Source organism: Schleiferilactobacillus perolens DSM 12744 (assembly GCF_001435585.1).
Taxonomy (GTDB): domain Bacteria; phylum Bacillota; class Bacilli; order Lactobacillales; family Lactobacillaceae; genus Schleiferilactobacillus; species Schleiferilactobacillus perolens.
In genome coordinates this window covers 1-9168 of the sequence record NZ_AZEC01000031.1, presented here as the reverse complement: position 1 = coordinate 9168, position 9168 = coordinate 1, and the positions used below count along the sequence as shown (strand labels likewise).

Annotated in this window: 7 protein-coding genes and 1 CRISPR repeat array; all 7 genes read left to right on the top strand. The window is 45.4% G+C overall.

All coding sequences use genetic code 11. The features are described from left to right. Positions 1–26 precede the first annotated feature (26 nt). A CRISPR array of direct repeats spans positions 27–319; the repeat unit is 31 nt; unit sequence GTCGCATCCCTCGGGGTGCGTGAATTGAAAG. 618 nt (positions 320–937) lie between these two features. Genes cas4 through FD09_RS15190 form a run of 7 tightly spaced genes read left to right on the top strand, consistent with a single transcriptional unit; the run spans position 938 to position 8952 of the window. Then, positions 938–1594: a CRISPR-associated protein Cas4 gene (gene cas4 / locus FD09_RS15220; RefSeq protein WP_057822542.1), complete on the top strand. Its 657-nt coding sequence runs from the start codon at positions 938–940 to the stop codon at positions 1592–1594. After that, positions 1591–2622, top strand: coding sequence for a type I-C CRISPR-associated endonuclease Cas1c (gene cas1c, locus FD09_RS15215; RefSeq protein WP_057822541.1), 1032 nt, complete (start codon positions 1591–1593; stop codon positions 2620–2622). The genes cas4 and cas1c overlap by 4 nt, the downstream gene beginning before the upstream one ends. A 9-nt stretch (positions 2623–2631) precedes the next feature. Beyond that, positions 2632–2922: a CRISPR-associated endonuclease Cas2 gene (cas2, locus tag FD09_RS15210; protein WP_057822540.1), complete on the top strand. Its 291-nt coding sequence runs from the start codon at positions 2632–2634 to the stop codon at positions 2920–2922. Between the two features lie 14 nt (positions 2923–2936). Next, positions 2937–3674 (top strand): type I-C CRISPR-associated protein Cas5c, encoded by a 738-nt coding sequence (gene cas5c, locus FD09_RS15205; protein WP_057822543.1) that lies wholly within the window; start codon positions 2937–2939, stop codon positions 3672–3674. Continuing rightward, entirely contained in the window at positions 3671–5575 is a 1905-nt protein-coding gene (gene cas8c / locus FD09_RS15200; RefSeq protein ID WP_057822539.1) for a type I-C CRISPR-associated protein Cas8c/Csd1, read from the top strand. Before cas5c ends, cas8c begins: the two co-directional genes overlap by 4 nt. A 14-nt stretch (positions 5576–5589) precedes the next feature. After that, positions 5590–6486, top strand: a complete 897-nt coding sequence (gene cas7c / locus FD09_RS15195) for a type I-C CRISPR-associated protein Cas7/Csd2 (protein WP_057822538.1) — start codon at positions 5590–5592, stop codon at positions 6484–6486. Between the two features lie 3 nt (positions 6487–6489). Then, complete coding sequence (locus FD09_RS15190; protein ID WP_057822537.1) at positions 6490–8952, top strand: CRISPR-associated endonuclease Cas3''; 2463 nt, start codon at positions 6490–6492, stop codon at positions 8950–8952. Positions 8953–9168 lie beyond the last annotated feature (216 nt).

Here is a 9168-nt window from a genome sequence, read left to right as displayed (position 1 = left end):
AGGGTGGAGACAGATGACAACACCGAGTCGCATCCCTCGGGGTGCGTGAATTGAAAGATCTAGTCGTATTTGATCCACCGCACATGATTAGCGTCGCATCCCTCGGGGTGCGTGAATTGAAAGCCATCAACCACATCCTTTCCCGCCGTAAATGCTCGTCGCATCCCTCGGGGTGCGTGAATTGAAAGGTCGCATTGATCACTTATATGATGTCTCGCCAGTGGTCGCATCCCTCGGGGTGCGTGAATTGAAAGCCGACAAATAAATAGAGAGCAGTATGCAACTGCTGTCGCATCCCTCGGGGTGTGTGAATTGAAAGACGGAGATTCCGGGCAAATCTCGGGATCTGATCCAGTCTCATCCCTCGGGGGTGCGTGAATTGAATGCCCTTGGCAATCTGCCCAACCGACGAGGTTCAGGGTCGCTCCTACGGGGTACATGAATTGAAAGTTGGGACGGCCTATGTTTGAGTGAACAGTAAGTTTTTTGCACCTTTAGGGGTTGCGTGAATTGAAAGGAATTGTGGCATTTGTTCCAAATTATCCGTAATTGTCGCATACCCTGGAAAGGTTCATCCGTATCCAGATGAGACTGCACAGGAACTGTCGCACCAATAGGGATGCGTGAATTAACAATCTTGGCGGATAATAATTATGCAGTTGATAGGATACCGCTTTTTAAGTCGCGTGAACTCGAAAATATGTGTCGAAAAAAGCCGGATATCAAAATTGGATTGCTTCTCAACAGTATAGCTAGACAGATTCAAAAGTAGACATTTTCCATGAATGCCTTCAATGACGGCACGGCTACATGCAATGTGTATCTGTAACAGATTTGTCTTCAAAACCAGATGATTTTGGGGTCATCAAAGGTGGATTGTGGCACAGCATTGTGAAATAATTATAATGCGAGTGTTTTACAAAGGGAGGCAATGTGCATGTATGACGAAGATGATTGGTTAATGATCTCGGGCATTCAACACTTTGTTTTTTGTCGGCGACAATGGGCATTAATTCACATCGAAGATCAATGGGTCGAAAACATTTTGACTTATGAAGGACAAGAAAAACATAAACGGGCAGACGATCCTAAATTTCGTGAGAAACGAAAAGATGTCATTGTGGAACGAGCGCTCCGTGTGCACTCACCGACATTAGGCGTGACCGGAGTTTGCGATGTAGTTGAATTTTACAAGTCATCCACAGGTGTCGGGTTAAGCAAATATCCGGGACTCTATGTGCCGCTAGTCGTGGAATATAAGCGTGGACGAGAAAAGAAGAATCTTTCGGATGTTTTGCAACTCGCCCTTGAGACGATGTGTCTTGAAGAAATGTTAGGGACAACAATCACAACTGGGGATCTGTACTACTTTGCCACGAATAAGCGAATTAGCATCCCCATTGATGAAGAGTTGCGTAATACGGCAAAAAAGACAGTGCAGGAGATGCACAATTATTGGGAAAAGAAGTACACGCCAATCGTCAAGACCGGTAAATGGTGTAATAGGTGCTCTCTAAAAGATATTTGTTTGCCGGTGTTAGAACATCGACAAAATGTGCGTATATATATGGAAGAGAGGCTCGGAAAAGAATGAAGCAGTTGCTGAACACGTTGTTTATTTCCCAAGAAGACGGATACCTCGCCCTTAATAATGGTAATGTTACCGTATTGGTCGATAAAAAGCCGGTGGGCAAAGCACCCCTAATTAATTTTCAGGCGATCATTGCTTTCACTCGCATGGGAGCGAGTCCCGCTCTGTTACAGGAGTGTATGGCACGTAACATTTTATTGTCCTTTATCTCGCCTACGGGGAAGTTTCTTGGTCAGATGACTGGTCAAACGAACGGTAATGTACTCTTGCGGAAAGAGCAAGTTCGGGTTTCTGATGATAAAGGAAAAAGTGCATTAATTGCGCGTAACATGATCGCCGGTAAGTTGTACAATCAACGGCGTCTGATTCAACGATACATGCGCGATCATGAACTTGTTGTTGATGTCGGAGTTCTTCAGAATTTGGTTGACGAGTTGAGAGAAAGTATTCAAGCTGTTCAACTGGCGACGCAACTAGATACTATTAGAGGTATAGAAGGGAACGCAGCTGCCGCATATTTTGCGCAATTTGATCAATTAATACTCCAGCACTCATCTGAATTTCGATTCGCTGGTCGAAATAGACGACCACCACTGGACAATGTGAATGCACTACTATCATTTGCGTATGTGATGCTCGGCGAAGAGTGCAGCGGTGCTTTGCTCTCTGTGGGTCTGGACCCGTATATTGGATTTATGCACGCCGATCGGCCAGGGCGGAAGGGACTTGCATTAGATATGATGGAAGAGTTGCGTGGAATTTATGCAGATCAATTTGTGTTGACCATAATCAACAAACATATCATGAAATCATCAATGTTTGAACATCAAGACAGCGGCGCAGTGTGGTTAAACGATGAGGGACGGAGGGTGTTTCTGACCCAATGGCAGCAACGTAAAGGCGACGAAATCACGCACCCATATTTGCAACAAAAAATTTCCTGGGGACTAGTACCATATAGTCAGGCATTACTGCTTGTTAGGTATTTGCGGGGAGATTTAGATGCCTATCCTGCATTTTTATGGAAGTGAGGAACTGTTTTGTTAGTAGTTGTTACGTATGATGTCTCTGTCACGGATCCTGGCGGTACTCGCCGTCTGAGCCGAGTTGCCAAGGTATGTGAACGTTACGGCAAAAGGGTGCAGAATTCCGTTTTCGAATGCATTGTAGATTCTGTCGGATTAAAACAGATGCAGTCGGCACTGAAAGAGATCGTTAATCTGAAAATGGATAGTTTGCGATTTTACAATCTCGGAAAGAACTATCGGACAAAAGTGGTCCATTGGGGAGCAAAAGACGTTCAGAATGTACAAGACCCATGGATAATTTGAAAGGTGGTGAGTTTATGACGAAAGACACAAATACTGTTGAGTTTGAAGTGTGGGGGAATTTCGGTCTGTTCACTGATCCATTAACTAGAGGTGGCGAACGAATGAGTTATCAGTTGCCCACCTATCAAGCATTAGTTGGCATTACCTCATCGATTTATTGGAAACCAACGCTTATTTGGCGGATTGATGATTTGCGTGTGATGAATACAATCAAGGTAGAATCCAAGGCGATCCGGCCATTGGATAAAAATTTTGCATTGGATAAGAACACGTTGGCGTATTACACGTACCTTGTGCAACCCCGCTATCAAGTTAGGGCACATTTCGTTTGGAACATGCAGCGACCAGATCTTGAACAAGATCGTAACGCAAAAAAGCACATGGCCATCTTTCAACGAGCATTAAAAGCAGGCGGACGAGAGGATGTGTTCTTGGGAACCCGCGAGTGTCAAGGCTATGTGAAGCCAATATCTTTTGGTACTGGTGAAGGTGCATATGACAATCAGGGAAAACAATTATTTGGGACGATGGTACATGGATATAATTACCCTGATGAAACTGGCGACCCAACATTTGCAGTACGTTTATGGACGCCGACGATGCAAGATGGCATTGTTCATTTTTTGGCCCCTGATCAATGTAAAATTGTTCAGCCGATTCGAAAAATCAAAAATTATCATTGGCAGCATCCCAATACAATGCAGTCAGTTGACATACTTTATGATGCCATGTTTGGAGGTGAATCTAAATGAGCGTCTTTCAAGAACTGATCAATGTATATGATAACAACGCTGAAGATGCCGGTGTATTTAAGAGTGGTGCGGATTTCACCCTGTTACCGCTTGCGCATGTCTCTGTCAAAGTGCCCATTCAGGTCACTTTGACATCGACGGGAAATTTTTTATCCGCAATGGCATTACCCAAAGAAGATCAGCTCACTGTAATTCCGGCAACCAGTGAAAGTGCCACACGTTCTAGTAATCCGGATCCGATGCCGTTACAGGATAAAGTGCGGTATTGTGCAGGTGACTTTGCAGATTCACTGGCCAATAAGAAAGAGCAAGAAAAAGCACGTGAGGATCATCAGTGGTATACAGCGTTATTAGGCGGTTGGGCAGAGTCTACTGACGTTCCCCAGACAGTCCGAGTGATTTATCGTTACATTCTACAAGATTCATTGCTGGATGATTTACTCCGTGAATTTCAAGGAGACGACAAAACGCGGAAGAGTGTGGAAAAGGGAGATCCGTACATTCGGTTCCGAGTTGATACACTGCCCGATCCGTGGTCAGATCAAACAATGTTTAGGTCCTGGACGTCATATTATTTAACTCAGCAACAGGCCCAGGGAAATGACATTGGCATAGACTACTTGACCGGGCGGGCCGAACCCACTACTAAATTGAACGAAAAGAATATTAATCCGGCAACAAGTGGTGCCAAACTTGTTTCAGCCAATGATTCAGGTGGTTATACCTACCGCGGAATGTTTACTGATGATGATTTCTATTCAATCGGGTATGCACAGTCTCAAAAAATCACCCATGCTCTCAAGTGGTTGATCCAACGCCAAGGAATCCAGCGCGATTCGCGCGTCTTTCTGTTCTGGACTAGGGGAGACGACAGCGCATTGGTTGCCAGCATGAAGATCTTGGCCACCAACGATCCTCGAGTGGCGATGTATCAGCATGCTCAGAAAAAGCAACAGACAGACACGGGAGCCGATGTCGCCCAATCGTTTCGTGAACGTTTGTTGGGCTATACTGCCGAGATTAGTGACGGCCGACCGATCAACGTGATGTTTTTAGATGCTGCCACAACTGGTCGGATGGCAGTTGTTTACTATGATTTATTACAGTCTGATCTTTTGAAAGACAACGTCATGCGTTGGGGTGATCAAGCACGAATCGTTAGATATTGGCGGGGACAGCCAACAGATGTCGTACCCACCCTGATGCAGGTAATTCGTGGGGCCTACAGCGTTGGTAAGGAGGGAACCCGTTTTGCGACACTGGCAAAACGCGCCATGAGTCGATTACTACCAGCTATCATCCATGCTCGTCCCATCCCAGAGGATATTTTTGCTGCTTTTCAACGACACATCATGCGGCCGCTGAGCTATTTGTCCGGTGGCATAGACACTGGGACAGGTTTAGGTAACTGGTATACCGATGTGCTGAGATTTTCAGCTGTTGCAAACTATAATCGAAAAGGAGTAGATAGTATGACATTAGATCCGACTTCTACCGATCGTTCTTATCTTTACGGACGTCTAGTTGCTGTGGCCAATGCGGCCGAGCAGGCGGCAATCCACGATGCAAAAAAGCGCGGCGGTGCTCAGAGTGATCGCACCACAACCGCCATTCGGTTTTTGACTAATGTTTCTGAACGGCCTGCGACAACGTGGAATCGTATCTGGTTAGCCGTCAATCGATCTTATTTGGATCGAATGAATGGGGCACAACGATATTATTATACAAAGCAGATGAACGAGATTATGAACTTGCTGCCAAATCAAGAAGATGATACAGCACTCGGACCGCTGTTCCCGATCGGTTTTGCCCATCAATCTGAAGCAATGCATCAACGGGCACAAGAAAAAGCAAAAGCTCGGAAAGATGAAACACAAGATACTCAGGATGCAAACGAATAGAGGAGGGTATTGATATGACCAAAGTATTAGATCATAAAATTGATTTTTCCGTTGTTGTGGGTGTTAAAAACGCCAATCCAAATGGAGATCCATTAGATGCAAATCGGCCGCGAGTGAACGCGGACGGCTTAGGCGAGATTAGTGACGTGGCATTGAAACGGAAAATTCGCAATCGTTGGCAGGATATGGGATTGAATGTCCTGATTCTTCAACGGGACCGCATTACAGATGGTGCAACAAATATTCGTGACCGTGTGAAAATGAGCGATGCGGTCAATGAAGTATTGGCAGAAAAAGCCGACAAAAAAGCTAAATTAGACAACTGGCGGGAAAGATTTATCGATGCCGCCACCGCCAGCTGGATTGATGTTCGCTCATTTGGACAGGTCATGCCCTTTAAAGCTGGGCCAAAAGATGGCTTGGACGGGGTATCCATTCCTGTGCGGGGACCTGTCACTGTTCAGGCTGCATATTCCATTAAGCCTGTCACGGTCAAGGAAGAGCAAATCACTAAATCCATTAACTTGGAGCCAGGGGAGAGCAAAGGATCCGATACGATGGGTACCAAGTCCATGGTGCCGTTCGCCGTTTACAAGTTCAATGGTTCGATTAATGTTCAGCAAGCCGAGCGCACCGGGTTTTCTGATGAGGATGCGGTGGCGCTGAAAGAAGCTTTACGGACATTGTTTATTAATGATGCATCTGCTGCCCGACCGGAAGGATCAATGGCTGTGTTGCGGCTTGTTTGGTGGGAACATGACAATAAGTTAGGAAAATTGGCTCCGTATCTAGTCCACGCGGCCACCCATGTGGATTATCCAGATAATGCCGAAGATTTTTCACAGGTTCAAATTTCCGTGGAAGATCCGGCTGTAGAAGGTTTGACTCCAGAAATTATTAAGGGTTATTAATCCATGGCTCAACAAGAGTGGATTGCTCATTATTCAAAAGATGGGCAACATACTGAGTCCGTCCACGATCACTTGGCAGCCATCCGTGATCTGTGTGCGTCATATGGCGAAACTATTGGTCTTGCCCATGTGGCTGGGTTAGCCGGATGGCTGCATGATGCCGGCAAATATTCTGAAGCTTTTCAAGATTATATTCGTCGTTCTCACGATAGCGACCCCTCAGCACAACGCGGTGAAGTGAATCATGCCTTTGCCGGTGGCCAAGTCTTGGAGAATATCCTGAGTAATTATGATGATCCCCAGTTTGGTTATTTATATTTGCGAAATCTAGTCGAAAATGTCATTTTGGCGCACCACAACTCGAATGGCCCATATGATTATCTGAACCCACTTAAAAATGAACCGTCGCCTTTGATTCGACGTATTCATGAACCGGTCAAAGATTGGAATCGACAGGATATTCAAGACATTTTTTTCCACGAATTTGATCAGGCTGAATTCGATCAATATGTCCAGCAAGCATATGACGAAATCCTTGCTGTACCAGAAACAGTGCGCATGGAACAGCAGGCTTTCATTTTACGATTTATTGCCAGTTGTTTGGTGGACGCGGATCACTTGGAAACTGGTAACTTCATGAGTGGTGTGCAAACATTCGTCACTGATACGAGTCAACAACTAACCATGTTACAACAGCAAAATGAGCAATTCGTGGCAAAAATGGAGAGTGGTGATCAGAACGAGAAACGTTCTAAAATTAATGAATTGCGTCATCAAATGTCAGATCTCTGTCTCAGGGCGGGGAGTGGGAAAAAAGGCATTTACAGTTTAAGCGTACCAACAGGAGGCGGCAAAACGTACGCCAGTCTTCGGTTTGCTTTGACCCAGGCAAAGGTGCATGCAATGGATCGCATCGTTATCGTGATTCCGTACAATACGATCATCGAACAAAACGCGAGTGCCATTCGTGATGCGTTGAATCTGCCGAAAGACGACGATCACACGGTACTGGAATACCATTCTACGGTGAGTGATAATCCCAAAACACCAGAGTATTATTATGCCCGTGATACTTGGGATGCACCGATTGTTATGACTTCCCAAGTTGCTTATCTGAATGCGTTATACGGGCATGGCAGCAAAAATTTGCGGCACATGCATCGGTTAGTAAATAGCATTTTAATTTACGATGAAATCCAAACAATGCCATTGCATGCCCTTGAAATGAATAATCATGCAATTAATTGGTTGAGTAGTATGGGTAAAAGTACAGCATTGCTGTGTACGGCCACACAACCCAAGCTGAGCAAGGATGTTATTCCGGTGGGAATCAATACCCCCACTGAGATTGTACCGGATATTCCCGCCGTTGAGGCAGCGTTCAAACGGGTGAGACTAATTAATCATATGGAGATGCCATGGGGAGTAGACGATTTAACTCGCGCGCTTAAGGATGAATTAACGAATGTGGATAGCGTGTTAGTGGTGTTTAACACTAAGCGCAGCGCCCGTGAAGCTTTTCAAGCACTCACGTTGGACCATGTCGATAAATATCATCTTTCCACCGCGATGTGCATGGCTCACCGACAGGAAGTGATGGCCTCCATCCAGGAACAATTAGAAAACATCAGGGAAGCACGTCAGGCAGATCAACAACCTCTAACAAAGATGGTTGTATTTTCTACACAGTTAATTGAAGCGGGAGTTGATCTTAGTTTCGATTCCGTCTTTCGCTCACTCGCAGGTGTGGATAGTATTGTCCAAGCAGCTGGGCGATGTAATCGAAACCATGAACGCCCAGTCGGCGACGTCCACGTGATGAAATTAGACAGCTCGTTCGAACATCTTGGTAGCGGTTTGCGAGATATTAGCTTTGGTGCTGAAATAACTAAGCAATTGGTGCGCAATCATCCCGACGCAGATTTATTCTCCGCTAGTTTTGCGCGGGATTACTTCATCAAATTCTATGCGAATGATCAGGGGAGAAAACTGGCCTATCCGCTCAAGATAAAGGGTGTTCAGGTTAATCTTTTAGATTTGGTGGCGAAAACAGAAGGGCAGTTTGTTAATGAACCAGGTGTCGAAAAGATACCGGCAGGCACGTCGTTAAGTGATCAACCATTGTTAACTTGCGCTAGTCAAACCGTGGCAAAACATTTCGAACCGATTGACAGCAAGACCACACCGGTACTGGTCCAACGAAAAGAAGACGATGAAAACAAAAATCTGATTATTGAGATCGAAGATGGAGGTCATACACCAGAAGAAGTATCGGCGTTACTGCGCAGGGCACAACGATATATCGTGCAAGTGTATACAGACGCCCAAGGAAATCCAACTCAAATTCTTGATCTATTGGCCACCCATGATGCGGATACAGGTCTATGGATTGCCAAGTTGGGAGTTTATTCCGAAGACTTTGGGCTTGGTGATCCCGCTGGTGGGCAAAGCTTCGAAGGAATTTAACAACTGTTGTTTTCCGAAAGAATCAGAATTGTGGCGCGCGAATCTGGGTTGGACATAAAAATCCCAGGAGACTCGCGCGTTTTTTACTCCTTCACGACATGGATATTTGGTAAAATAGTCATGTGATGTACTGTGCAAGCACTTTTCTGGCTACATCTAGTATTAGCCGTGACGCTATTCGCTAAATGTTGCGGTCGCACCTTTAGGGGTGCGTGA